Here is a 24,412-nt window from a genome sequence, read left to right as displayed (position 1 = left end):
AGCGTGTCCGGTACAGGCGCGGTCCGGCCGTGTTTCCACGCGCAGGGAGAACCCCGTGACCTTCGCACCAGACCCCGAACCATCGACGCCCGCACCGCTGCCCAGGCATCACGAACCCCCCGCGCCGAGCGCCTATTTCGACACCTGGACGCCCCCGCCCGGCGCTCCCCCGCGGCCCGCCTCGCCGCCGACCCGCCCGAGCGGCGCGGCGCCTTCGTGGTCCGCCCCCGCGCCCATGACGCCGCGTTCCGATCCCTTCGCGCACCCGGCACCGGGCAACCCGGTCGAGGAGCCCGACCACGACACGACGGACGACTTGCCGGACAACGCGGCGGAGACGTTGCTGCGCCTCGCGACCACCCATCGCTCCGTCCCCGAGGTCGCACGGATGATCGCCATCCTGGGCGACTGTTCCGGAATGGCCGCCGACGAGGCCCTGCGGGAAGCCGCGATGACACGGCCGGTGAGCGACCTCGTGCTCCTGGCGGACCTGTTGAGCAACCCCACCCACGCCAAGCAGGGCAGGCGCCCGGTCGAAGTAGGCGACCCGCACCGCCCGAACGGGCCCGTCGGCCCGGGGAATGCCGGCGGGTTCCCACCCCTGCCGCCGGCGTTCACCGCCACCGCGTCACCGGCCGGGACACCGTCGACAGCCACCGAGAAGGTCGCGGGGACGGCTCTGCGCTGGGCCACCGCGGTGGGCCTGGCGGTATCCGGACTGGCACTCGGCAGCGCCATCCCCGCCGCGTTCCGCACACCCCCATACGCGGCCGGGTGGTTCGCGCTGTCGGGTCTGGTGTGCCTGTTCCTGGCCGGGGTCACGGCCGTGCGCGCCGGTCGCGGCACACGCCTGGCCGCCTTGGTGGCGGGATGCGTGACGATCGCCACCGCGCTCGTACCGCGACTGGTCGCCGACGCCGGGAGCAGGATCGACGCGTGGGGCCCGATCGCCCTGGGCGCCGGCACACTCACCGCGCTGTGCGCGGCGGCCGTCCTCACCCGGCCCGCCGGCTCGCCCGACACCCGGGGCCCGCGCCGACGGATCGACTTCGAACCGTGGGAGGCCACGATGCTCGAGAACCGCCCCGACAGTACCGCCCGTCTGCTCGGCTGAACCCGAATCGTCGCGGCCCCGGGCCCGCGCGCCGAGGCCGGCCGACGTGCCCACCGATCCCCACCGAAGCGAGGGCCCGCGTTAGGAACGGGAACGGCCTCGACCGCACGCACGCGGTCCGGGGCCGTTCCCGCCGTCCCTTCCACGAGCGACGGTCCTTGCCATCCGGTTGCGGATGGCAAGGACCGTCGTCATGCCTGGGCCGCCCCGATTCCCGGCTGTTCCGCACCGGTCGGGCTCGCCTTGCCGGCCGGATCCCGGTCCGACGGATCTCTGTCCGACAGATCCCGGTTCACCGGGGCACGGTGATGCCCGCCGGACCGGCTCACTTGTACTGCGTGGTGACGTTCACGCCGCCGAAGGTCTGCGCGGCGGCGAGGGTGAAGTAGACCCAGCCGGACGGCGGGGCGGCGATCGTCAGGGTCTCGCCGTTGCCGGCGTTGGTGGACTTCGCCTGGTAGTTGCCGGTGGTGGCCCAGGTGCTGCCGCCGTAGTACAGGTCGGCGTTACCGGTGCCGCCGCTGCTGGTGATGGTCAACTCCTTCGCACCTGCGGGCAGGTACAGGAAGTGGTAGCTGTAGTTGCCGGTGGTGGCCGCGAGATTCTCCCGGCGGCAGTTCTTGTCGAACTGACGGGGGTCGGCGTTGGTGCAGAGCGGGGTGGACGAGACCTCCGGCAGGGGGCCGCAGTCGTCGGTCGCGCAGGTGGTCGTCAGCCAGGTGGCGAAGCCTGCGTCATAGCGGGAGCCGATGGTCTGCTTCAGGAAGGTGCGGGCACCGGTCCAGTCGCCCGCGCGGTACTTGCCCAGCACGGTCTCGACGTCCGCGGGGTGCGCTTGGAGCATGTAGCGGACGGCCAGGAAGCCCCACCGGTAGACCCGGGCCGAGTTGACGTCGGGGTCCTCGACCTGGTCGTAGACGGTGTCGAACAACTCGCCGAGCGTGTAGGTCTTGTTGCCGGCCACGGCGATGGCGTCGGCGTTGCGCTCGTTGCGGTAGCCGAACGAGACGTTCTCGGCGATGCCCTCGACCCACCAGATGGTCGGCGTGGTCATGCCGGCCTCGAAGTCGCCGTACATGTTGTAGCGGCCGTCGAGGTAGTGGGTGTACTCGTGGTTGAGGTTCCAGATCTCGAAGGACGGACGCAGCCAGTCCGCCTCGTGGGCGATGAAGCGGGCCTGGTTGCCGGCCTGGGTCGGGTTGCCCTCCTCGTATGTGCCGCCGTTGTCGACGTCGACGTTGTAGATGGCCCAGGCGTACAGCGCGTATTGGGTGTAGTCGTCGAACGCGACGACCTCGAGGTTGGTGTTCACGTCACCCGGGATCGCGCCCTTGTCGCCGATCACCCGGTGGAAATAGGCGTCCTGGTTGATCAGGCTGTTGCAGGTGGTGGCCAGTTGCCCGGGGGACATGTCCTGGGCACGGAACTTCAGGTTCGGGTTACAGGAGTGCCGGATCGGCAGGACCACGGGGAGCACCCGGTCGGCGAGGTCACAGATGGCGTACGCCGCACAGTTGTTCCGGTCGAACTCGCGCGTGTACCAGGCCAGGTTCATGGTGAGCGGCGCGGTCGGACCGACGTTCGGGTAGCGGTTGATCAGGTCCTTCAGCAGTGGCCGGACCCGGTCCTTGAGTTCGGGGACGTCGAGGGCGTAGCCGAGGAAGCGGCCGACGTTGCTGACGACGTCCAAGCGGTTCAGCTGGGTGTTGTTGCGGATGATGAAGTCGGACCAGGTGTCGAGGATCGCGGGGTCGGCCTTGAGGGCGGCCCGCCAGCCGCGGCCGTCGTTCTTGGCCTTGAAGCCGTTCTCGACGACCCACTCGACGTGCTCCACGGCAAGGGTCATCCGGCTCGGCCACGTGCCGCCGTAGCCGGCGAGCAGCCACTTGACGACGCCGGCGTACCGGCCGGCCGTGTGGGTGCTGTCGATCAGCGTGACGACCTCGTTGAGGGTCTCGCCGTTGGCGTCGGTGACGTCCTTGCTGCGCGGGGAGGCGAAGAAGGCGTCCAGCGCGCCGCGGGCCGCGGTGTCCAGCGCCGGGCCGTAGTCGCCGACGGCGTCCGCGTTGTTGTCCTGCACGTAGTAGCCGGCGCGCAGGAACATCACCAACTGTCCGATGGAGGTGGTGTTGTTGCCCGGGTACGTCGCGGAGGTGTCGCGCAGCGCGTCGGCGACGGTGACCATCTTGGCTTCGCGGAAGGCCGTCCCTGCGGTCTCCCCGGTGAGGTTGAACAGCGGGTAGGTGCAGGTGACCCCGGGGAGCTCCTTGAGGTGTTGGATCAGCGCCGCGCCCGAGGAGTTGATCACTCCGGACAGGTCGCCGCAATCGTTTGCGGCGGCCGAGAACTGCCCGTCTGTGTTGGCGGGTTCGGCGGTCGGGGCGGCCGGCGTGGCAAGCTCCTCGGCGCCTTCCTGCGAGGAGATCTTGAAGCCGAAACTGTCGGTCCTGGCGTGGGGTGACCTGGGGACCGGGATCGACCGCGGCGCCGGGGCCGCGGCTTTGGCGGCGCTTACCCCGGCCGGGGTCGTGGCGCCGGCGGGGGCGGCCTGGCTCTGCGGCGCGAACAGGCCGAGCGCTATGCAGAAGGCGACGCCGAGCGCAGGGATTCTGCGCGCGTTGGCCTTCGATATCCGGGAGAGACGCATCTGTGGAGGCCTCCGGAGCGTTGTGGCCGCGTACGGGAACGCAGCCTGGCGGTATGCGACATGTAACATGGCACATGTCGCATCGCGCCGGAAGAGCCTGAGGCGGAATGCCGCCCCACCACAACCGAAACATCCGCATATCGCGAGGTCGAGTGGGACGAAGTGCGTCGGGCGACTGGGCACCGGGCGCCGGGCGCCGGCAACTCTCAGGTCGAGTGCACGAACGGGCCTACGTACGGGGGGTGTTCCCAAGTGCGGTCCGTTACCGACAAGATGCGGCGACGCCCGTGCGGCGGACCGCCCCCGCGCGCCGAACAGCCCTGCGCCCTCGACCCTGGGCGATCGGACCTCGCCCGCCGACGAGCGACCCGGCGGCGGCCCCGGTGAGTGTTCTCATCGCCGGGACCACCCGAGACCGCCGCGCCCAATCGCCGGGACCACCCGAGACCGCCGCGCCCAATCGCCGGGACCACCCGAGACCGCCGCGCCCATTCGACGCCGACGCGCAGCCACACGCGAGATTCGGTCGGCGGTCGGCGGTCGGCGGTCGAGCGTCAGCCGTTGTCGGTCCCCGGGAGCCCGAGACCCACGAATTCACGATTGCGTTGCCGGCCGCCGAATTCCCGGTCGGGTGGATGGCCCGCGACCCGCATTCAGGCACCGGTGAATCCGTGCGGAGCCGCGGCACAGCGAAGAACCGGGCGGTCCGAATCGCCGCGGACCGGTCCCGGCGCCGTCCGGCGGACGAATGGCGCGGGCCGAAGTCCGGTTCCGTCAGAAGCCGGTGAGGGTGAGCTTGCCGATCGTGCCGCCGGATTCCTGGAGCCGGTGTGCCTCGCGGAGGTTCGCGGCGTTCACCGGACCGAGGTCGCGGGTGGCGGTGGAGACGACGGCGCCCGCGTCGACGAGCCGCGCGACCTCGGTGAGGATACGGTGCTGCTCCTGCTGGTCGGGGGTGGCGAACATCGACCGGGTGAACATGAACTCCCAGTGGAAGGCGATGCTCTTGGCCTTCAGCATGCCGATCGGCAAGGAGTCGAAGTCGTCGACGGCGACGATCGCGCCGAAGGGCTTGAGCACGTCGGCGTAGACGGACAGGTTGCGTTCGGTGCCGGTGGTGCCGAACACGTAGTCCACGCCGTCGGGTGCCGCTTCGGCGAGCTGCGAGGCAAGTGGCTGGTGGTGGTCGACGATGTGGTGGGCGCCCATCCGCCGCGCGAAGTCGGCGGTCTCCGGGCGGGACGCGGTGCCGATGACGGTCAGCCCCGTGCGAGCCCGGGCGAGCTGCGCGACCATCGATCCGACGCCGCCCGCCGCGGCGGTGACCAGCAGGGTGCCGGTGGCGTCCGCGAGTTCCAGGTGGTCGAACAGGCCCTCCCAGGCGGTGAGCGAGGTGAGGGGCAGCGCCGCCGCGTCGGTGAAGGACAGCGCGGCCGGCTTGCGGGCGACCAGGCGTTCGTCCACGGCGTGGAAGCGGGCGTTGGCGCCGGGCCGGTTCAGTGCGCCGGCGTAGAACACCTCGTCGCCGACGGAGAACAGGTGCACCTGCTCGCCGACCGCGACGACCGTGCCGGCCGCGTCCCAGCCGAGCACCCGTGGTTCGCCGCCGGGGTCGGCGTTCTGCCGGATCTTGTAGTCCACGGGGTTGAGCGCCACGGCCTCGACCCGGACGAGCAGGTCGCGCGGTCCGGGGGCGGGTACGGGGAGTTCGAGGTCGAGCAGGCTCTCCGGGTCGTCGGTCGGGAGGCTCTTGCGGTAGGCGACGGCGGGCATCGTCGAAGGGATCGCGTTCATCAGGGGTCCTCGCGTCGAAGTGTGGCTGCGGCCCGGACCGGATTCCCACCGGGCCGAAAACACGGTAGGCGAAGGGAAGTGGTTACCCACAAGGACAACAAGTACCCATCGGATACCATGCAGGCCATGACCACAAAGACCGGCGAATGCGGCGATCCCGTCGACGTCTACGCGGCAGCGTGTCCATGCCGCGACATGCTCGACCTGCTCGCCAACAAGTGGAGCGCGCTCGCCCTGGGCGCACTGGAACAGGGCCCGCAGCGCTTCGGCGCATTGCGTACCCGCCTGCAGGGAATCAGCCCGAAGGTGCTCACCCAGACCCTGCGCCGTCTGGAGGACCACGGGCTGGTGCACCGCGAGATCTACGCCGAGGTGCCGCTGCGCGTCGAGTACAGCCTGACCCCGTTGGGTACCGACGCCTGCGCACCGCTCGCGCACCTGCGGACCTGGGTGGAGCAGAACATAGCCCGCTTCCCCGCGCCCGCCTGAGCGCCGGGGCAGCCATCCGCCTGAACAGCGACAACGACCTGCTGCTCGGGCGGATCCACGCCCGGGCGGCCGCCGCGCCGGCGCCCGCGACGATACGCGACGTCGTCCGAGCCCCGCGATACGCGATGCCGTCCGAGCCGGGTACGCCCGCCCGGTCGAGTACGCGCGCGGTACCTCGGTTTGAGCGGGCCCGCACAGCGCACCACGGCCGTCCATGTGTGGACGGCCGTGGCATCGCCGTCTGCCTCGTCACCCACCGCGCACGGGAAGCGCCTTGATGAGGACCTTTATGCCTTCCAAGCCTTCACGGTGCGCACGGCGTCGATCGACGGTTCAGCGACCACCGCGGCCACCGCGGCCGGCTTCGGGTCGGCCTTGCGGGAGCCTCCCCGGCGGGGCTTCACGACGCGAGGAGGAGCGGTCGTGGCCGCGTCCGAGACGGCGAAGCGCCGGGTCGAGACCTGGAATCCGCTCACGCACAACGCCTGGAGTTCGGCTCCCGCGCCCGGGACGTCGGGCAGGTCCAGCGTCGTGGCGAAGCGCCCGCTCGGTTCCAGCCGGACCCGGTCGATGGGCAGCGGCTTCGAGGGGCCGCCATCGACGACGCCGGGCGCGAACTGGAAGTGGATCGTCGAACAGTCGAGGGCTCGTGCCTCGGCGACGGACTCGATCTCGAGGACGGCGGAGCCGGATCCCGAGCGGACGCGGATGTCGATCTCGGGACCGGGTTCGCCGTACGGGTGCTGGGTCGAACTGCCACACGTTCGGCAGGACACGGTGACCCGGTCCAGAACACCGGGGTAGGGGCTGGTGAGCACCACGCGTTCGCCATGGATCCCGCAGCGACCGCAGGGTTTGGTGGCGCCGGTTCGCACGACGTGGTGGGTCGCGATCAGTGCGTCACAGAGGTGGCCGAACCATCCCGCGTGTGCGGTCAGGCGAGCCAACGCATCCGCCCACCGCAAGGCGTGGTCGTTCACCTCCTTGGCGAGCGAGACGCTGTTCGGCTCCGCCGCGGCCGAGCGAACGGCCGCGAGGATCGAGGCCTGCGCGTCGTCGCTGTGCAGACGCATGGCACGGAGCGGTCTCGCGCCCGGATCCGTGGTCCCGTTGCGGAGTTGTGCTCCCAGATGGTGATGAATGCGATCCACGGTCGCGATGTCCTGCAACCACGCCCTGATTCGGGGGCTCGACGCCGCGATGGTGACGGACTCGCCGTTGAGTCTGTCACCGAGATGAGTGACGGTCACTGCTTCCTCCGAGAATGAGGCTCGGGCGCCGTTGCCCGGCCGAATGCTCGGAGCCTGCCCACAGCCCGACGACACTGTCGAACGACAGGCCCCGAAAGCCGGTTCACCGCTGTCGCGGCTCCCCGGAGGGGCTGACCAACCCCGTCGAACCATCCTGCGCTCGGGTTCTGCCGTTGCCTAGTACTCCAGGTAGCGAAATCTTGGGTGTGGGGCCGACAACTTCGAGGCCTGCTCCCGGCCGACCACCCCGCGCACGAACACCGAAGGTGTCCTGGTCGACTCGTCGGGAGGCGCCCTGCCGCTCGAAACGTTCGGTGCCGACCGCGCCGACTACGGACGTGGCCACGGGTTGGGCGCGCACGTGGCGCTGCCGGTGACGAGGGTCAGTGTCTGCTGCATCATGACCGGCGCGGGAGCGCCCGACCGTTCACACGTCTCGTGCATGTGACCGAGTCGATGGCCGACCTCGTGGTTGATCAGCATGCGTCGGTAGTTCGCCAGATCATCGCCGTAGGTGGAGGATCCCGTTCCCCATCTCCACGCGTTGAGCATCACCCGGCGGGTGGAGGCGACGTTGCAGGAAACCCGTTGTTCACCGGTATCCAAACCGTCCTTGGCGCACCACGAGTTGACCGTTCCCGTACTGGCCACGGTCACGGTGAAGGAAGACGCACCCGAACTCACCCGCTCCAGGCCGATCGTTCCGTCACCTCCCCAACTTCGCGCGTCGTTGAGCGTCTCGTGCACGGCACGGGCGAGGTATCGCGCGTCGATCTGCAGGCCCTTCTCGATCTGCACGCGATAACGCAGCACCCGATTTCCGCCCTTGGCCGCGTCCTGGCCCGGCACGGTGAGGAATTGCCCGGAGAGCGCGAGGTCGGCCGGTATCTCCGAACGCGCGGCAAGCCACTGGTCGTACGGCCGTGTGTCCGCGGCGGCGGTGACGTACTTCTCGGATTCCTTGTCCTTTGGTTGACAGGCGACCGTCGTCAAGAGCAGGCCCGCAACCAGGACGGCCGGCGGGAGAGTTCTGCGTGCCCAGTTCACGGTTGCTTCCACTCCCCGTCTTCGCCCGGCTCTGGTATCCGTCGATCGCCGAGGCGAGCCGGGGCTCGCGTCCGGGACGATCGGTATCCTCTCGCACGCGCGAATGCCGCTTTCGGGCGGGGGACTTGCCGGGCACCCTCACGCTTCCCACACTGCGCAGGTCGCGAGCGCCCGAGGGCGTGGGGTGCCGGATCGGCCGGGATCCGACGGGCGTGGAGGAGTGCGGCGAGGCGGCGTACGGACGCGTTCGGGCGTACCGCGAGCGCTGTCGGCAGCGCCGGAGCGGGCGCGCTGAACGGACGGAACACGGTGCGGATGGTGGGCAGCGTGCGTACTTGGCGGCGTAGAACACCGTCCAACCGGGTCGGCCGGTTCCGATCGCGGCGAGGGTGTCCTGGTCGGTGGTGAAGGGTGGTCCGAGCAGGGGCTCGAATCCGGCGTCGCGGCAGCTTTCGCGCACCAGGTCGACCGGGGGCGAGTTGGCTTCGTGGGCGGAGATGCGCGACGGCAGGCCCGCCAATTCGGCGATGGCCACCGCTGCGGTGTCCCGGGACCGACGAAGACGTTTGCGTCCCGGGGCCGACAAGGACGCCTGCGGCGGGACACCGCGCGGCCCCGGCCGGGTCCGCGCGGTCAGTCGACGTACAGGCTGGAGCCGAACTCCTCCGTTGCCCGGCCGCCCGGCGGGACGACCCTGACCGGGTTTCCCGTGCAGTCGGGCCCGCTGTAGATCAGAACGTATTCGCTCGTCCTGTTCGCGACCGCGAGGGGCATGGCCTTGGCGTTGTAGCAGCCACCGGGGTTGTTGACGACCCGACCGGTATCGAGGAACACGATCGTTCCCTTGGCGGCGGAGGCACAGGCGGGCACGGTGAGGGTGATCGCACCCGTGGCGGCAAACGCTGCGAACATCGTTGCGGCACGGCGCACACTGGGCTCCCGGAACGGTCCGACGCGAATACCATCCACTCGCCTGGCACGCGATACCCGCCCTGCGCGGGAGGCGACCACGCCCGCGTCGAGGTTCACCCGTTCGCCGCCGGATCCATGCCGACTCCCAACGACCACCGGAGTCTCGGGCGTTGGGTGTCGATCCGCGCTCCTCGGCCCGTCGCTCGCCGACCCCTCCGGAAGGAAACGACCTCGTGTGGACTCGTCGACGGGGTGGATGTCGTCGACCACGGCGTCGCCGGGCGCGATTCCCCGAGGGGCGGGCCGCACGGGCCCGCCCCTTCGAAGAGACTCGGTTGGGACGTCACCGATCTTCGTGGTCGAGCCTGCCGTGTGCCTCGGCCGAGAGGTCCTCCCAGTCGGACCAGGTCTTGAGCCGGTCGGCGTAGACCTGCTGAAGCATCGGGTGGAAGCCCCGGCCGAAGAGCACACGCAGGGGCGGGTTGTCGGAGTCGACGATCTTGAGGAGGGCCCGGGCCGCCGCAGCCGGGTCGCCGCCGGGCTGCTTGCCCATGACCTCGGCGAGGCGCCGGCGCAGACCGTCGTAGATCGGGTCTGCCTCGGACACGTGGCCGTTGGCGAGCGGGTCCGGGTTCTTGCCGGACCGAGTGGCGAAGCCGGCGGGCTCGATCACGGTCACCTTGACGCCGAATTCGGCGACCTCCTGGGCGAGCGTTTCGTTCAGGGCTTCGAGCGCCCACTTGGATGCCTGGTACGCACCGCCGAGCGGCATGGCGATGAGCCCGGCCACCGAGGACAGTTGAATGATGTGCCCCGCACCCTGCTCGCGCAGGTAGGGCAATGCGGCCTGGATCACCCACACCGCGCCGAACATGTTGGTCTCGAACTGGTCGCGCAGTTGCTGCTCGGTCAGCTCCTCGATCGCGCCGATCCGGGCGTAGCCCGCGTTGTTCACGATGACGTCGAGACGGCCGAAGTGCTCCTTGGCCCGCTTTACGCTCTCCAGGACGACCGCCCTGTCGGTCACGTCCATTGCGAGCGGAAGCACGGCGTCACCATGGGCGGCGACCAGGTCGTCGAGACTTCCCGTGTCCCGGGCCGTCGCGGCCACCTTGTCACCGCGGGACAGCGCGGCTTCGACGAAGCTGCGGCCCAAGCCGCGGGACGAACCGGTGACGAACCAGACCTTGCTCATGATGTCTTCCCGTTCATTGTTGGTGTCGCTGTTGGAGCACGAGACACCGACCACTCGACCCCTGTGACAGGCGCAGCTCCGTGACCTGCGCCACTTCCGCTTCCCCGTGCCATCGGGACGGGCGGTTCGGATGCCTGTAAGCGTGCCGCGAGGCTGCTCGGGCGAACAACGCGAAGCCGGGCAAGGGTCGTTAAGCCGTGGTAAACGATGAGAGCAGCGTGGAGCGGTACGACACCGACCAGGCGAGGTGACGGTCGATGTTCGGGCTCGTCAGGCCGACGGCCGCAGGTCGAGGTCGGGTGGCAGCAGGCCGGGCACAAGGTCGTCGAGCCCGACGAGGTAGCGGCGGGTGCGGGGGGCTTCGCGGCGTGCCGAGGCGAACGCGCCGACGCCGGCCGGCTCGACGCGCTCGATCACGGCCGGTTCCGGCTCGGTGACGTGGTCGAGGATGTGGCGGTAGCGTTCCCGGAGTTCGGCGTCCGACCGCGCGGCCCGGATCGGGTCCAAGACCACCTTGACGCGGTGTCCGTCGCCGTCACGCCATTCACGGATGACCCACATGGGGTTCACCTCCGAGATCATCGGCCCTGCACCGTACTGCGCGCGAGTGACACCGGGAAGATCTTTCCCGACTTCCGGACGCCGACCCGCCGCGCGCCTGGCGGCAGCGGGCTTCGGTCGGCGTACGCGGACGGCTCCGTACCGGCGACCGAGACGCACGATCGGCGGCGCCGTCCGCGGCACCTGTCCTGGGTGCGCGGACGGCCGCGGGCTCGCGGCCGGCCGCTACGCCGCGCACCGCGTCGTCGGTGCGCGGTCCGGCCGCCGTCCCGCGCGGCGGTCACCCCCGTGGCCGAGGAAGTTTCGACGACCGTGTCGATCGAGCCGTGTCTCGTTCGTCGTCATGGCAAGGGGCGAAGAAATCGCCCCGCAATCCCGTTCGAGCGGGCGACACCGCCCGGTCCGAGGAGGACACCATGACCGCAGACGTCTGCATCACGACCGGCACCCTGGAGGTTCCCGGCGCACGCCTGTACTACGAGGTGCGCGGCACCGGGCCGCTGATCGCGCTCGTCGGCGCCCCGATGGACGCGGCCGCCTTCGCGCCGATGGCCGACCTGCTCGCCGCCGACCACACCGTGCTCACCACGGATCCCAGAGGCATCAACCGCAGCCCGGTCGACGACCCCGACCAGGACTCCACCCCGCACCTGCGCGCCGACGACCTGTCCCGGCTCATCGCGCACCTTGACCTCGGGCCGGCCGCCGTCCTGGGCTCCAGCGGCGGCGCCGTCACCGCACTGGCCCTCGCCCAGACCCGACCCGACCAGGTGCACACCGTCGTCGCCCACGAGCCTCCGCTCGTCGAACTCCTCGACGACCGCGAGCGCCTCCACGCCGGGACCGACGACATCATCGCCACCCGCCTCGCCGGCGACGTCACCGGTGCCTGGAGCAAATTCATGGCCCAGGCCGACATCGCACTGCCCGAGGGTGCGATCGAGGCGATGTTCGGCGGCGAACGAGCCCCGCACGAGGAGGCGGACGAACTCCGCTGGTTCGCGCACGAACTGCGCCCCACCACCCACTGGCGACCGGACCCCACCACCCTCCGATCGGCGACCACACGCATCATCGTCGGCATCGGCGACACCTCCGCGGGCCAACTCTGCGACCGCACCTCCCGCGCCCTGGCCACCGCGCTCGGCAGCGAACCCGTCCTCTTCCCCGGCGACCACACCGGCTTCGTCGACGACCCCGCACAATTCACCGTCCGACTGCGGGAGGCCCTGTAACCGACTCCCATCCGCGCCCGGCCCTCCACCACCTCAAGGACACACCGACCACGCGAACACGCCGACCTCGCGAGCCCACCCGGCACCGCGAGGTCGGCGAGACCCGCGACCCGCACCCTCGGCAGGTCCACCGCCGCCGGCGCCGCCACAACGAAGCCGGTTCGAGGACGGAGTATCGACCACCCCGCCGACCCGGGCCGACTATGCTCGCGCTTCCGGTGTGGGGGTCACGGCGGCATCGGCCGCCGGGCGAAGCGGTACGTCCTTCGAAACCGCCGTACACCGACCCGACTTCGGACCGCCGCAATGCGGGTCAGATGAGAGGTGATCTCGTTGTACGACGGGCCCGACGCTTCACCCATCCCCTTGTGGCGCCAGATTCCCGGGGTGGCCCAGGCACTGTGGCAGGCTGAGCAGACCCACAACGCCCTCGTGGCGAACTCGGCCGCCGGGCCGGCTCCCGCGCGTCGGGCGCCTCGAGGCATAACCCCGGACGACGGCTTCTACCAAAGCGTCGTGGACGCCCGCGATGCCAGGGAGCTCAATCACACCGTTGCCGAAATGTTCGAGATGTACACCGGTCGCAATGTCGCCGTCGACCTGACACCGAATGCGGCCACCGCGGGAAGCGACCCCCTGTACGCGTCCAAGGTGCTCGCGATCACCGGCGGCCACCTCTGGGGGCTGAGCCCTGGGAAGTTGGCCCCGGACACCTACAGCATGGTCCCGAAGAATCTTCCCGCTCTGAGTGTGCCCGCCCGCAACGCATACCTGAAAACGACCCTTGAGGTCGAGTTCGAGATGCGTCATCCGTTGTTCCTCCAGGGGCAGGCGTGGGTGGACAAGTACGCCCGCCGCCTGGGACTCGACGTGAAACACCCGCTGGTCTCGCCCTTGCACATCGGACTGCACGAGAACACCCACACGCCTGCCATGCGCGAGGACGCGGCGCACAGGTTCCTGCCCGACGCCCTGACAACCGACCGCGCCACGGCAGCATCGGCCCGAGAGTTCCTGCACGACCGGGTCACCGTTGCGCGAGTGGGTGCGGCCGATGCCGAGAAGGCCGCCGAGCTCTGGCGGCAATTGGACCGGGCCGAACCTTCGTCCGCCGAATACGCGTCCGCCGCACGGGAATTGGGTCAGCTCCCCGCCGACCTGTGGAAACGAGACGCGGCCTTGCTGACCTGGCACGCGCACCGTGAGTTGGCGCGCATGTCCGAGCCCCATCCGCTGGAAAGTGACCCGCGCTGGGCCGATGTGAACGACGAGCGTGTCCGGGCGCAGGTGAGCCCGTACGCAACCCACAGCAAACAGGAAGCTCTCGGTGAATCCGGCGTCGACGTCTCCCTGTTCGGTCATGACGCGAGCGATGTCGCCAAGCTGTACGTCGAAGCCTCGCCCCTCGACCTCGACGCGTTCATGAACGCCGCCGATGGACTGGTGGCCACCGCCCAGGACTTCGCCGGCCGGGTCGATCCGAACTCGGGTAGGGGGCGGCGCTCCGCCCCATCCTCCGCATCCAAGGCATCGCGCGCTCCCTCCTCGAGGGGTACCGGCGCGGAGACGACCGCCGACATGTCCGGCCGTGGGCAACCCGGAACCGCCGCTCGAACAGCGCGGACGAGTCTGCTCGCGTCGGAGACCGACGCCGCTCGATCCCAAGAGGCCCGCACAGCAGACGCGAAGGCGCCGGCGATGTTGCGACTCTTGTCCGAAACCCTGGGTCCCGCCGCCCGTAGCGCTCCCACGCCCGGTCGCGGTGCGGTCGCCGCCGGTCCCCTGCCGCCGTCTCACGCCCTGCGGAAGGAAACACAGTCGCGGCTGGAGCAGACCGGTTGAGCCCTCGCGCCGCCGGCGCGACAGCCCGGAGCGAGGCCGCATCCCGCCACATGACGGCGGGTACGCCCTCGCGTGCCACCGCTGCCGGGACGTCGAGCCGCGTGCAAAGCGATGCGCGAACGGGCGCATGCTTCGACCGAGTTACTGCGGAGGGCCCTGGGTGTGCTGCCGGACGACACGCTCGCTGCGGCCGTGTCGCCCTTCCGGTCGGCACGGCGAACGGCGAGTGAGGCGATGGCCTCGGACCGGTCGACTGGGTCGCCGTCGCGTTGCGGGACGGACGGTTGACGCCGGACGAGGTGCGAGGTGCGCGGTCCTGGCAGCGGTGGGCCTCGGTCTCCGCAGTGCGACCCCGGGGGCGGGGCTGATCTCGTAAGATCGCGGCCGATTGACCCCGACCGCCGTTGATTCCCGACGGAGCAGAGCACGTCGCCTTGGCGGTGAAGGCCGCGCGTTCGAAAGGCCGCGCGTTCGGGGAGTGCCATTGCGCCGAGCGGGCGGTGCACGGGCCGCCGTGCTCGAAAGGGCATCGGCCACTACGAGCCACGCCGGGATCCACCCGGCACCGCCGCTCATCCTTGATCTGGTTGCCCTCGGTGACGCTACCGGGCCGGACCGGCGCGAAGGGAACGATGGCGGAACCGTCGTCGGCGGTGATCGCGGCAAACGGTTGTAGATCGATCGCCCGGTTTCGCTTTACCACGAGGTGGTATGCATGCTCATCCGACGATTGTTCCCGTACCTGGTCCAATGACCGAGTTCAGCGGCACACGCAGTGCCTGCGGAGATGGAGGGCCCGGTCATGCTCAGCCCCCGCGGCATCCTTCGGGAGATCCACCGAGACGACGAGGCATTCCGCCTGTTCTGCAGCATCGCGGCGAAAGGCGAGAGCCAGGGCGGGTGGGAGAACGGGCGGATCGCCGCCTTGGTCTCCGACCCGGAACTCGCACCCAAGATCGCGCGGCACGGCGCCGACGAGGACAAGCACGGACGCATCTTCAATGCCATGCTGCGCCGTCGCGGACTCGATCCGGTCGACGTCCCGCCCGAGACGGACTACTGCATGCTGCTCGAACGTCAAGGCTTCGGCCTCGCCCACGACCGGCTGCGCCGCGGCGAGCCGATGACCGAGGTCGACATCGTCGAATACCTGGTGCACAGCCGCGTCACCGAGCAGCGCGCCGCCGAGGACATGCGGATGTTGCGCCGATACCTCGGCGACGATCCCGACATCGGCAAAGGCATTCGGATGATCTGCGACGACGAGGAGAACCACCTCGCGTATTGCCACGAGGAGCTGCTGCGCCTGTCCGCGCGCGGCTGTGTGACGGACATCGGACACGCCCTGCGGAAGACCGCCCGCGCCGAAATCAAGGTGAACCGCGATGTGAGCCTCGCAGTGATGGCCCACATGGGTCAGCTGCTCCGTTGGTCGCGCGGTCGACGACTGGCCCTGAAGGTCGGCATCCACGCGGCGTACGCCTACGACCGGCTGTGGGGCACACGCCGCATGGTCGACCTGCGCCCCCCGAAGCGCGTCAACGCCATGGGACCGAGACCCACCGAACCCCGAACCGTATAGCTCCGCCACCCACGCGCCGACCGCCCCGCACGAGAACGCCCGCACCCGTGACGGCCGGCGAACGTGCCCTGGGGACGGACCACCTGGTCCGTCGTCGGAAGCGGTCGGCATGGCGGCCGGCTCCTTGTCGGTAGCGCTCGGGCGACGGCACAAGCCTCGTTCGCGGACCCCCTGCGGAACCATCCGCCGATCCCCGCATCATGATGCCGAATTGCGCCGGCGGGCAGCCGCGGCCAGGGCCTCCGTCGGGACGGCTCGAAACGCGGATCGCCGGGTAGAGACCGGCGACGGCGCCGATGACCAGGGTGGCGCCGAAGCCGCCCGCCGTCGCCCGGGCCGGGACACCCGCGTCCCAGTCGCGAGTGCTCGCGTACCCGCTGGTGACCGCCGTCCCCAGGATGCCACCGGCCAACCCGCCGAGTGCGGACAGCATCAGCGACTCGACCAGGAACCGGGCACGGATCTGGCCGCGTGTGGCCCCCAGCGCGCGGCGGATACCGACCTCGGCACGACGTTCGAGCACCGTGATGACCCCGCGCCCACGGCGGCGAAATCCACGCCGAACTCCGGGGAGGCGGCGGATTGACGGTCACCGTAACCCTCCCGGCCGCCCAGGAACCCGGCGACGGCGCCCCCGCATCCGTCGAAACTCGGACATCCGCCCTCCGGTGGGAGTCTCGCGAGCCGGGCCGGTTCGTGGCGATCCGACCCCGCCGCGGGTCGGGCCGGGACGCCGAACGCGACGGGCAGCGACGGCACGGCGGCGGCCGACGCCGGGTCCGGCGCAGCGGCGGGTGCCACGGCTCGTGGCGTGGCGGTCGCCGAGAGAGTCCGCGACATCGCCGGATGGCGCACGTCGGTGAAGCCACTCCACCCCCAAGCATCACCCGGTCCCGCCCGCGCATGCGACGGGCACACCCCGCCCCTGTCGGCTCGGCTTGGACGCCGTCCACCGCAGGGCAGCCGTCGGACGGCCCGATCGCCCGAGGTCACGCAGGCCGGGACGAGCCCGGCGCGGAACAACACCTGACGCCGGCCGGGTCGGGCTCGGCGCCGCCCGAACCCTGCCCTCCGCCTGACGGCACCCGCGAGGTCGAGAGCCGACCGAGAGCGGACCGAGAGATCGTCGAGAGCGCCACAGCGCAGGGTGGTGATCACTACGAATCGAGCACGACGCGCACCGAGCAGCAAAAGCCGAGCACCACAGAGCTAGGAAGGTCATCGATGTCATCGATCGCTCCCGAGACCCCTTCCCGAAAGGCCGGGCCCCGGGAATGGCTGGGGCTCGCGGTACTGGCCCTGCCCACGCTGTTGATATCCCTCGATCAGAGTGTGCTGTACCTGGCGCTGCCGCATCTCGCCGAGGATTTGCGGCCCACCGGCACGCAAACGTTGTGGATCATGGACATCTACGGCTTTCTGATAGCCGGCTTTCTCATCACCATGGGCGCGCTGGGAGATCGCATCGGCCGCCGCAGGCTGCTGATGATCGGCGCCACGGCAGTGGGCATCACCTCCGTCGCGGCCGCCTACTCCACCAGCGCGGAAGCCCTGATCGTCACCCGCGCGCTGCTCGGCGTCGCCGCCGCGACGCTGATGCCGTCGACGCTCGCCCTCATCGGCAACATGTTCCACGACCCGTACGAGCGTGGCCGCGCCATCGCGGTATGGGCCGGTTGCTTCATGGGGGGCACGGCCCTGGGCCCGGCGATCGGCGGCGTGATGCTGGAGTTCTTCTGGTGGGGCTCGGTGTTCCTGCTCGGTGTCCCCGTCATGGCGGTGCTGCTGATCGTCGCGCCCTTGGTCCTGCCCGAGTACAAGAATGCCGAGGCCGGCCGGATCGACCTCTTCAGTGTGGTGCTGTCGCTGGCATCGATCCTGTCGATCATCTACGGGCTGAAGGAGCTTGCCCGTTACGGCTTCGCGTCGGCCCCGGTCGCCGCGATCGGCGTCGGTATCGCCATCGGTGTCCTGTTCGTGTCGCGGCAGGGCAAGTTGGCCGAGCCGCTGCTGGACCTGAAGCTCTTCAGGGTCGGCGCGTTCACCGCCGCGCTGTTGATTCTGATGGTCTCGATGCTGGCCACCGGCGGCGGCTACCTCTTCATCTCCGGCTTCCTCCAAATGGTGGAGGGACTCTCGCCGATGGAGGCGGGGCTGTGGATGGTGCCGTCGGCGATTGCATCGATCATCGCCGCGCAACTGGCGCCGGTGCTCGCGAAACGGCATGCGCTCGGCACCGTCATCGGGGTGGGCCTGCTCATCGGCACGATCGGCTACCTGATGCTCGTCTTCGTCGATCCCGTCGGCGGACTGCCGCTGCTGATGGCCGCGTTCGTGATCATCTTCATCGGCGTCGGGACCTTCGGCGCGGTCGGCACCACCCTGGTCGTCGGGTCCGTGCCGCCGGAGCGGGGCGGCTCCGCGGCGGCCCTCTCCTCCATCTGCGGCGACTTGGGAAACGCGCTCGGCGTCGCCACACTCGGCAGCCTCGGCGCAGCCGTGTACCGCGACTCGCTCGACCTGCCCGCCGACACCACCCCCGGCGCCGCCGATGCCGCGAAGGCAAGCATGGAGAACGCCGTCACCGCCGCCCGGGACCTGCCCACCGAGCCTTCGGAGAACCTGCTGGCCGCCGCCGCGCAGGCCTACACCAACGGGCTGAACGTCATCGGCGTCGCGTGCGCCGTCATCACCGCGACCAGCGCGGCCCTCGCCCTCGCCATGCTGCGTAAGAGCCGCGGCGCCACACCCTCGGACGACGGGACGCCGGAGCGGGACGCGAAGTCCGAGACCGCCGAGAACTCGCTGTCGACCACCTGACAACCCTTCGGAATCGGGAGATCCCTCATGACGACATTGGTAACGGGCGCCACCGGGAACACCGGTCGGCACGTTGTGGCAGAGCTGGTCCGACGCGGCGAGCACGTCCGGGCACTGACGCGGAACCCGGCCGCCGCGGAGGGGCGGTTTCCGCCGGGCACGGAGTTGGTGACCGGCACCCACACGGCTCCGCGGGAGTTGCATGGCGCCTTCGACGGCGTCAGCCGGTTGCACATCACCGTGACGGCGGGACTCGCCGAGGTCGGGCCCGAGTTGGTGCGGCGGGCGGTCGACGCGGGCGTGCGACGCATCACCGTGGTGTGGGGCGGCGGGGTGGGGCCGGTGGAGCAGGCCGTGGCGGATTCGGGTGTGGAGTGGACACGCCTGGAACCGCAGGAGTTCATGTCCAACACTTTGACCTGGGTCGAGTCGATCCGGGCCGAGGGCGTCGTGCGGGAGCCCTACGACTTTCCCAGCGCGCTCGTGCACGAGGCCGACATCGGCGCGGTGGCCGCGGCCGCGCTGCTCGACGAGGGGCATGCGGGGCGCGCGTACAACCTGACCGGGCCCGAAGCACCGACCTCGCGTGAACGGCTCGCCATCCTGTCCCGGGCGATCGGCCGCGACGTGACCTTTGTCCGGATCACCCACCAACAGGCGGTCGACAGGCTGATCGCCGACGGCGTGTCCCGTGCGGACGCCGAATACGTCGTCGGCTGGTACGCCTCTTCGAGCGAGGAGTCCAAGACGGTGGTCGACACCGTCGAGCGGGTGACCGGTCGCCCGGCGCGCACGTTCGCCGAGTGGGTGGCCGAACACGCCGACCGCTTCAAGGCGCCGCCCCGGACCACCGCCGGCAACTGACTCGGCAACGGCCTGGTGCGCGGCCTCCGAACGACACGACGGAGAAGCGGCGAGTGCGGCCGGCGGGGTGCGCCCGCCGGCCGCGGTCGGCGGAGCGGACGGGATCGCCGGCGAGGAGATCGCCGCCCTGGACTTCGGCCGTCGGTGGTCCCGCTGAGAGAAGGGACGGACTGTCCAGGGGCGTCGGCCGCGCGTCAGTCGGCGGGCTGCCAGACGGCGAGTTCGCTCCCGCCCGGTTCGCGGAAGTGGAAGCGGCGTCCGCCGGGAAAGTCGAACGCCTCGACGGTGACCACCCCGCCCGCGGCCACGACCGCGGTCCGGGCCGCGTCCAGGTCGTCGGTGCGCACCACGACGAGCGCCGCGGCCGTCCGCTGGTCGGGGTCCGCCTGGATACCGACGCCGATCCCGGCTCCGCCGACGTCGGTGTAGGCGGGACCGTAGGGGGTGGACGTCCACCCGAACGCATCCCGGAAGAACGTGCCGGTGGCGGCTGCCGAGTCGGAAGGGAACTCGACGAAGTCGACGGTGTACATGGCGTCCACCCTAGCCGGCCAGGGCCACTCCTTCGGCGCACCCCACGGCCCGGCTCGGGTCGCGAAGCGAGAGGCCGAGGCGGCCGTCGGTGCGCGGCCGCGGCCGGAGCAAGTACGACGGTTCGAAGAACGCGCCATCGAAACCGAACCCGACACAACCGGCCATCGACGCCGTGACCAAGCTGCTCGGGTGTGCCTTCTTCGCCCCGCGCCGCCCGCCGGCGGCCCGGGACGTCGGGCGGGCGGGCGGCGGAGACGGGCGCGGCGGTCGAGCCGGTTCGCCGGAACGAGCCGACCGTTCAGCCTCGCAGGTCGGACAAGTCCTCGACGCCGAGAGTGAGGTCGTTCGCCGCGAGGTTCTCCTCCAGATGGTCCACAGAGCCCGTGCCGGGAATCAACAGCACCGACGGCGACTCCGCCAGCAGCGCGGCGATCGCGACCTGCGCGGTGGTCGCGCCCACGCGTGCCGCGACCTTGCCGAGCCGTTCGGCGTCGATTGGGCCGCTGCCGACGCCACCGCCGAGTGGAAAGTACGGTACATACGCGATGCCCGCTTCCTCGCTTTCCGCCGGCCGGACCGAGTCGTCACCGTGCCGGTTCTGCACCGCCGCGACGGGCGCGATCCCCCGGGCCTCCGCCAACTGGGCGGCGTCGACGTTACTGACACCCAGGTTCCGGATCAGCCCCTCCGCGCGGAGCTCGGCCAGAACCGCGAACCGTTCGGCGATCGACTCGCCACCCGGTCCGCTTATCCCGCCGACCCGCAGATAGACCAGGTCGAGCCGGTCGAGACCCAGAGAGCGCAGATCCGCCTCGACCAGGCCGCGGAGCTGATCGGCCGTCGCCTGCCCGCTCGGCACACCGTTCGGTCCGCGCAACGGCCCCACCTTCGTCGCGATCACCAGGTCTTCACGGTACGGGGCCAAAGCCCTACGGATCAGCTCGTTGGCCCACACCGAGTCCCTGCCGTAGAAGCCGGCCGTGTCGATGTGGTTCACGCCCAGCTCCACTGCCCTGCGAAGCACCGCGATTCCGGTCTCGGGGTCTCGCGTCGGACCGGCGAAGGTGCCCATGGCCAGGCGCATCGCCCCGAAGCCCAGCCGGTTGATCGTCAGTTCCCCGCCGAGGGAGAAAGTCTTGATCGTCATGACACTCATGGTGTCCACCGCCACGACGCCCGGCGAGCTCATGGCAGCAAGCTGCCACACTGGTCGGATGCGGAACGAAGAAGTGTTCTCGGTACGCGGAGACGCGGAGTTGACCGCGCGCGCAGGTCATCTCTTCGAGTCCGCGCGGACCGAATTCCTGTGCGCCGCCCGGGACCTCAAGACCTGGTCCCACCCGGGAGCCAGAGCCGCGGTCCGAAATCGCATGCGCGCCGCGGATCCCGCCGAGTTCACTCCTCGGAAGCTGCTCAGCCCGGTGGCACTCGCCGACGAGGAGGCCCGCGCGCACCTGCGGCTGGTACGGAGCAAGGGCGCTCTCGTTCGGATCAGCCGTTCGCCGCTGCCGCACGAAACCATCCTCATCGACCGGCGGGTGATGATTCTCGCCGGCCCGGAGACCCCCACGGGTCGCGAGTACACGGTGACGACGTCGCAGATCCTGGTCGACGGAGTGCACTCGCTGTTCCGGGCGATCTGGGACACCGCCGTCGATCCGGAAACCTACCTGCGCGGCGACGTCCCGCACCTCGACGCCGACGGCCGCCGGATCCTCGAAGCCCTCGGCTCGGGCCTCACCGACGCATCGGCGGCGAAACGCCTCGGCGTCTCACTACGCACCTACCGGCGGCGCGTGGCCGAACTGATGGCCGAACTCGAGGCCGGCTCCCGCTTCCAGGCCGGACTGCGAGCCGGCGAGCTAGGGCTGTCGCACTGATTCCCTGGCCGAACGATCCGCCACCCCCGTTCCAGACTATTCAGCATCGACTGTATTGTTCAGCGTATGATGACTGTTTCGGCGCAGGGTGAGGTGTTGGCTCGTTTCGGTCACGCGCTGTCGGACCCCACACGCTCGCGTTTGTTGCTGGCGTTGCGCGAGGGCCCGGCCTATCCGAGCGAACTCGCGGACGCCCTGGGCGTATCGCGCACGAACCTGTCCAACCACCTGACGTGTCTGCGCGGTTGCGGCCTGGTCGTCGCGATCCCCGAGGGACGCCGATTGCGGTACGAGTTGGCCGACCCACGGCTCGCGCACGCGCTCGGCGACCTGTTGGGCGTCGTCCTGGCGGTGGACCCGGCCGCGGCGTGTCCGGACGCCGAGGCGAAGGGCTGCTGTCCGTGACCGTGATATCCCTGGGGCCCTCCCCCGCCCGCCGCGATGCGCTCGCCCGGCGAATACGGCTCCTGGTCGCCGCCGGCATCACCTACAACGTGATCGAGGCCGTCGTCGCGATCACCGCCGGGACGCTCGCCTCCTCCACCGCGCTGGTCGGCTTCGGCCTCGACTCCGTCATCGAGGTCTCCTCGGCGGCAGCGGTCGCATGGCAGTTCTCCGCCCGCGAGCACACGGTGCGCGAAGCGCGCGAGCAGCGCACCCTGCGGATCATCGCCGTGTCCTTCTTCGCGCTCGCCGCCTGCGTCGGCGCCGACGCCGTCCGCGCCCTGGCCGTCAGCGGCGAGGCGGAGCACTCCCTGCCGGGCATCGTCATCGCCGCCCTCTCGCTCGCGATCATGCCGTTCCTGTCCGCCGCGCAACGCCGCGCGGGCCGCGAACTCGGCTCGGCCGGCGCGGTCGCCGACTCGAAGCAGACCCTGCTGTGCACGTACCTGTCCGCCGTGCTCCTGATCGGCCTGATCCTCAACACCACCCTCGGCTGGTCCTGGGCCGACCCCGTCGCAGCCCTGGTGATCGCCGCCATCGCCGCGAAGGAAGGCCGCGACGCCTGGCAGGGCAAGGGCTGCTGCGCGACCCCGCCCGTCGAACTCCCCACCCGGCGACAGCAGAAGGACACCTGCGGCTGCCGGCCCGGCTGCGCCTGCTGCACCTGAACCCCCAGCGAACCACGCGCCCCCCGGCCGCCCCGCTGTCGACCCCGCGCACAGCGGGTGACCCCCGCCCGCCCGGCGCGCACGGCGGGTCGGCAACCGGCAGGATGGGGTGTTCGAACCGGCCGGTTCGCGCGGTGGTTCGGATCGGGAACGGGAGTGTTCGGGTGTCACGGCAGGAGCCACGGGAGCCGGTCGCGGTCATGGAGGACCACCAAGTCGCGATCCACCTGGGGGCGATGGCCGCCGGCGGCCTCGCCGGGTGGGTGTTGCCGTCGATGGGTCCGGGACTGGAACACGCGATCAATCCGGTCCTGGCCGCACTGCTGTTCGTGACATTCCTCCAAGTCCCCGCCGCCGAACTGGTGCGCGCCCTGCGCGCGGGCCGATTCCTGGCCGCCGCACTGACCGTGAACTTCGCCGTCGTACCCCTGGTGGTCGCGGCGATGTTCGCGTTCCTGCCCGACGACCAGGCTGTCCGGATCGGCGTACTCCTGGTCCTCCTGTGCCCGTGCGTGGACTACGTGATCGTCTTCAGCGGCCTCGCCGGCGCCGACAAGGGACGCCTCCTCGCCGCCACCCCCCTGCTCCTGCTCGCCCAGATGCTCCTGCTCCCACTGTTCCTACTCCTGTTCATGGGCCCCGAACTCGCCGACACCGTCGAGGCGGGACCGTTCGTCGAGGCGTTCGTCGTCCTGATCGTCATCCCCCTGGCCCTCGCCTGGGCCACCCAGGCATGGGCCGCGCGACAGCGCGCCGGGCAACGCTTCACCGACGCCGCGAACACCGCGATGGTGCCGCTGATGGCCGCCACCCTGATCGTCGTGGTCGCCTCCCAGATCCCCAGGTTCGACGACGAACTCGGCCCGGTCCTCGAGGTGATGCCCTTCTACGTACTGTTCCTGGTCGTGATGGCGTTCGCCGGACTCGTGATCGCGCGGCTGTTCCGCCTCGACACGCCCGCAGGACGGGCCGTCGTCTTCACCGGCGCGACCCGCAACTCCCTCGTCGTCCTCCCCCTGGCCCTGTCCCTGCCCGATCGCCTCACCCTCGCCGGCCTCGTCGTCGTCACCCAGACCCTGGTCGAGGTCGTCGGCATGGTCGTCTACGTCCGCGCGATCCCCAAACTCCTGCCAACCCCCTGACGGCCCCGCACCACCGACCGGGATCTCAGCCGACGGCTCACGCATCGCATACGTTCGGTGACATTCGTGGAGTTGGGCCGCCGGCGGGCTCGGGCGGCCGGATATTACCAAAACGACCCAAGATCGACTTTAGGGAATTCACGACTTTTTCCCTTGATAAAGGGAAAAGGAAACAGCCGACTTGGTAAAGACTTGGCAATGCAGAATTCGCTGGTGATGACCGTGACACTCCTGTGACTAAAGTTCAACGAAAGGCGATCGGTTCCACGTCGACCATCCCGTTCGACACGATCGCCACCGCCGAATTCGGGGACGCGTTTCGGTGACGGTGGGTGACCACCGTCGTCGCGACGAGAAGCCGGAACCGGGGACCCTCGCAGTCCCTGGGGTGA

Annotated in this window: 20 protein-coding genes and 1 pseudogene; 11 read left to right on the top strand and 10 right to left on the bottom strand. The window is 70.3% G+C overall.

Annotated elements, in window-relative coordinates:
- Nucleotides 1–55 precede the first annotated feature (55 nt).
- A complete protein-coding gene (locus tag ACZ4FV_RS35750; protein ID WP_402239563.1) occupies nt 56–1,114 on the top strand; it encodes a hypothetical protein in 1,059 nt (352 codons plus the stop codon).
- A 325-nt stretch (nt 1,115–1,439) separates the two neighbouring features.
- Here the strand turns inward: ACZ4FV_RS35750 and ACZ4FV_RS35745 are convergent, their stop codons facing one another.
- Nucleotides 1,440–3,761, bottom strand: a complete 2,322-nt coding sequence (locus tag ACZ4FV_RS35745; protein WP_402239561.1) for a M9 family metallopeptidase — start codon at nt 3,759–3,761, stop codon at nt 1,440–1,442.
- Nucleotides 3,762–4,535: 774 nt separating this feature from the next.
- Nucleotides 4,536–5,555: a zinc-binding alcohol dehydrogenase family protein gene (locus tag ACZ4FV_RS35740; protein ID WP_465324560.1), complete on the bottom strand. Its 1,020-nt coding sequence runs from the start codon at nt 5,553–5,555 to the stop codon at nt 4,536–4,538.
- A 195-nt stretch (nt 5,556–5,750) separates the two neighbouring features.
- On the opposite strand from ACZ4FV_RS35740, the gene ACZ4FV_RS35735 reads away from it, so the two are divergent.
- Complete coding sequence (locus ACZ4FV_RS35735) at nt 5,751–6,044, top strand: winged helix-turn-helix transcriptional regulator (protein ID WP_395860945.1); 294 nt, start codon at nt 5,751–5,753, stop codon at nt 6,042–6,044.
- A 287-nt stretch (nt 6,045–6,331) separates the two neighbouring features.
- Here ACZ4FV_RS35735 and ACZ4FV_RS35730 read toward each other — a convergent pair whose 3' ends face one another.
- The 5 genes from ACZ4FV_RS35730 to ACZ4FV_RS35710 all read right to left on the bottom strand — a co-directional run bounded on the left by ACZ4FV_RS35730 (nt 6,332) and on the right by ACZ4FV_RS35710 (nt 11,009).
- Nucleotides 6,332–7,294, bottom strand: coding sequence for a hypothetical protein (locus tag ACZ4FV_RS35730; RefSeq protein WP_465324558.1), 963 nt, complete (start codon nt 7,292–7,294; stop codon nt 6,332–6,334).
- Nucleotides 7,295–7,624: 330 nt separating this feature from the next.
- Complete coding sequence (locus ACZ4FV_RS35725; RefSeq protein WP_465324556.1) at nt 7,625–8,341, bottom strand: DUF3152 domain-containing protein; 717 nt, start codon at nt 8,339–8,341, stop codon at nt 7,625–7,627.
- Nucleotides 8,342–8,974: 633 nt separating this feature from the next.
- Nucleotides 8,975–9,370, bottom strand: coding sequence for a hypothetical protein (locus tag ACZ4FV_RS35720; protein ID WP_402239550.1), 396 nt, complete (start codon nt 9,368–9,370; stop codon nt 8,975–8,977).
- Nucleotides 9,371–9,596: 226 nt separating this feature from the next.
- The gene (locus tag ACZ4FV_RS35715; RefSeq protein WP_402239547.1) at nt 9,597–10,448 is read right to left on the bottom strand and encodes an SDR family NAD(P)-dependent oxidoreductase; all 852 of its coding nucleotides are present in this window, start codon (nt 10,446–10,448) and stop codon (nt 9,597–9,599) included.
- Between the two features lie 270 nt (nt 10,449–10,718).
- Nucleotides 10,719–11,009, bottom strand: a complete 291-nt coding sequence (locus tag ACZ4FV_RS35710) for a hypothetical protein (RefSeq protein WP_395860093.1) — start codon at nt 11,007–11,009, stop codon at nt 10,719–10,721.
- Between the two features lie 416 nt (nt 11,010–11,425).
- Here ACZ4FV_RS35710 and ACZ4FV_RS35705 point away from each other — a divergent pair, with 416 nt between their 5' ends.
- The 3 genes from ACZ4FV_RS35705 (at nt 11,426) to ACZ4FV_RS35695 (ending at nt 15,668) form a co-directional block, all read left to right on the top strand.
- On the top strand, nt 11,426–12,244 hold the full coding sequence (locus ACZ4FV_RS35705) for an alpha/beta fold hydrolase (RefSeq protein WP_395860094.1): 819 nt from the start codon (nt 11,426–11,428) through the stop codon (nt 12,242–12,244).
- A gap of 516 nt (nt 12,245–12,760) precedes the next feature.
- Nucleotides 12,761–14,086, top strand: a complete 1,326-nt coding sequence (locus ACZ4FV_RS35700) for a hypothetical protein (protein ID WP_402239542.1) — start codon at nt 12,761–12,763, stop codon at nt 14,084–14,086.
- Nucleotides 14,087–14,888: 802 nt separating this feature from the next.
- On the top strand, nt 14,889–15,668 hold the full coding sequence (locus ACZ4FV_RS35695) for a ferritin-like domain-containing protein (RefSeq protein ID WP_395860096.1): 780 nt from the start codon (nt 14,889–14,891) through the stop codon (nt 15,666–15,668).
- Nucleotides 15,669–15,866: 198 nt separating this feature from the next.
- Here ACZ4FV_RS35695 and ACZ4FV_RS35690 read toward each other — a convergent pair.
- Nucleotides 15,867–16,200: pseudogene (locus tag ACZ4FV_RS35690) on the bottom strand (ABC transporter permease); the annotation flags it as partial.
- Nucleotides 16,201–16,892: 692 nt separating this feature from the next.
- Between ACZ4FV_RS35690 and ACZ4FV_RS35685 the strand changes: the two are divergent.
- The gene (locus tag ACZ4FV_RS35685; protein WP_465324552.1) at nt 16,893–18,488 is read left to right on the top strand and encodes an MFS transporter; all 1,596 of its coding nucleotides are present in this window, start codon (nt 16,893–16,895) and stop codon (nt 18,486–18,488) included.
- Nucleotides 18,489–18,515: 27 nt separating this feature from the next.
- Complete coding sequence (locus ACZ4FV_RS35680) at nt 18,516–19,352, top strand: NmrA family NAD(P)-binding protein (RefSeq protein ID WP_402239533.1); 837 nt, start codon at nt 18,516–18,518, stop codon at nt 19,350–19,352.
- Nucleotides 19,353–19,546: 194 nt separating this feature from the next.
- Here ACZ4FV_RS35680 and ACZ4FV_RS35675 read toward each other — a convergent pair whose 3' ends face one another.
- Entirely contained in the window at nt 19,547–19,885 is a 339-nt protein-coding gene (locus ACZ4FV_RS35675) for a VOC family protein (RefSeq protein WP_395860102.1), read from the bottom strand.
- 299 nt (nt 19,886–20,184) lie between these two features.
- A complete protein-coding gene (locus tag ACZ4FV_RS35670) occupies nt 20,185–21,033 on the bottom strand; it encodes an oxidoreductase (RefSeq protein ID WP_395860104.1) in 849 nt (282 codons plus the stop codon).
- A gap of 67 nt (nt 21,034–21,100) precedes the next feature.
- Here ACZ4FV_RS35670 and ACZ4FV_RS35665 point away from each other — a divergent pair, with 67 nt between their 5' ends.
- From ACZ4FV_RS35665 to ACZ4FV_RS35650, 4 genes are all read left to right on the top strand, one after another.
- Nucleotides 21,101–21,766 (top strand): DNA-binding response regulator, encoded by a 666-nt coding sequence (locus tag ACZ4FV_RS35665; RefSeq protein ID WP_395860106.1) that lies wholly within the window; start codon nt 21,101–21,103, stop codon nt 21,764–21,766.
- 66 nt (nt 21,767–21,832) lie between these two features.
- The gene (locus ACZ4FV_RS35660) at nt 21,833–22,171 is read left to right on the top strand and encodes an ArsR/SmtB family transcription factor (RefSeq protein ID WP_395860108.1); all 339 of its coding nucleotides are present in this window, start codon (nt 21,833–21,835) and stop codon (nt 22,169–22,171) included.
- The gene (locus ACZ4FV_RS35655; RefSeq protein ID WP_395860110.1) at nt 22,168–22,878 is read left to right on the top strand and encodes a cation efflux transmembrane domain-containing protein; all 711 of its coding nucleotides are present in this window, start codon (nt 22,168–22,170) and stop codon (nt 22,876–22,878) included. The genes ACZ4FV_RS35660 and ACZ4FV_RS35655 overlap by 4 nt, the downstream gene beginning before the upstream one ends.
- Nucleotides 22,879–23,078: 200 nt before the next feature.
- Nucleotides 23,079–24,020: an arsenic resistance protein gene (locus ACZ4FV_RS35650; protein ID WP_402239527.1), complete on the top strand. Its 942-nt coding sequence runs from the start codon at nt 23,079–23,081 to the stop codon at nt 24,018–24,020.
- Nucleotides 24,021–24,412: the final 392 nt, after the last annotated feature.

This window comes from Embleya sp. NPDC025285 (assembly GCF_055558835.1).
The sequence above is the reverse complement of the archived record's forward strand: the minus strand, read 5'-3'. Positions and strand labels throughout refer to the sequence as shown.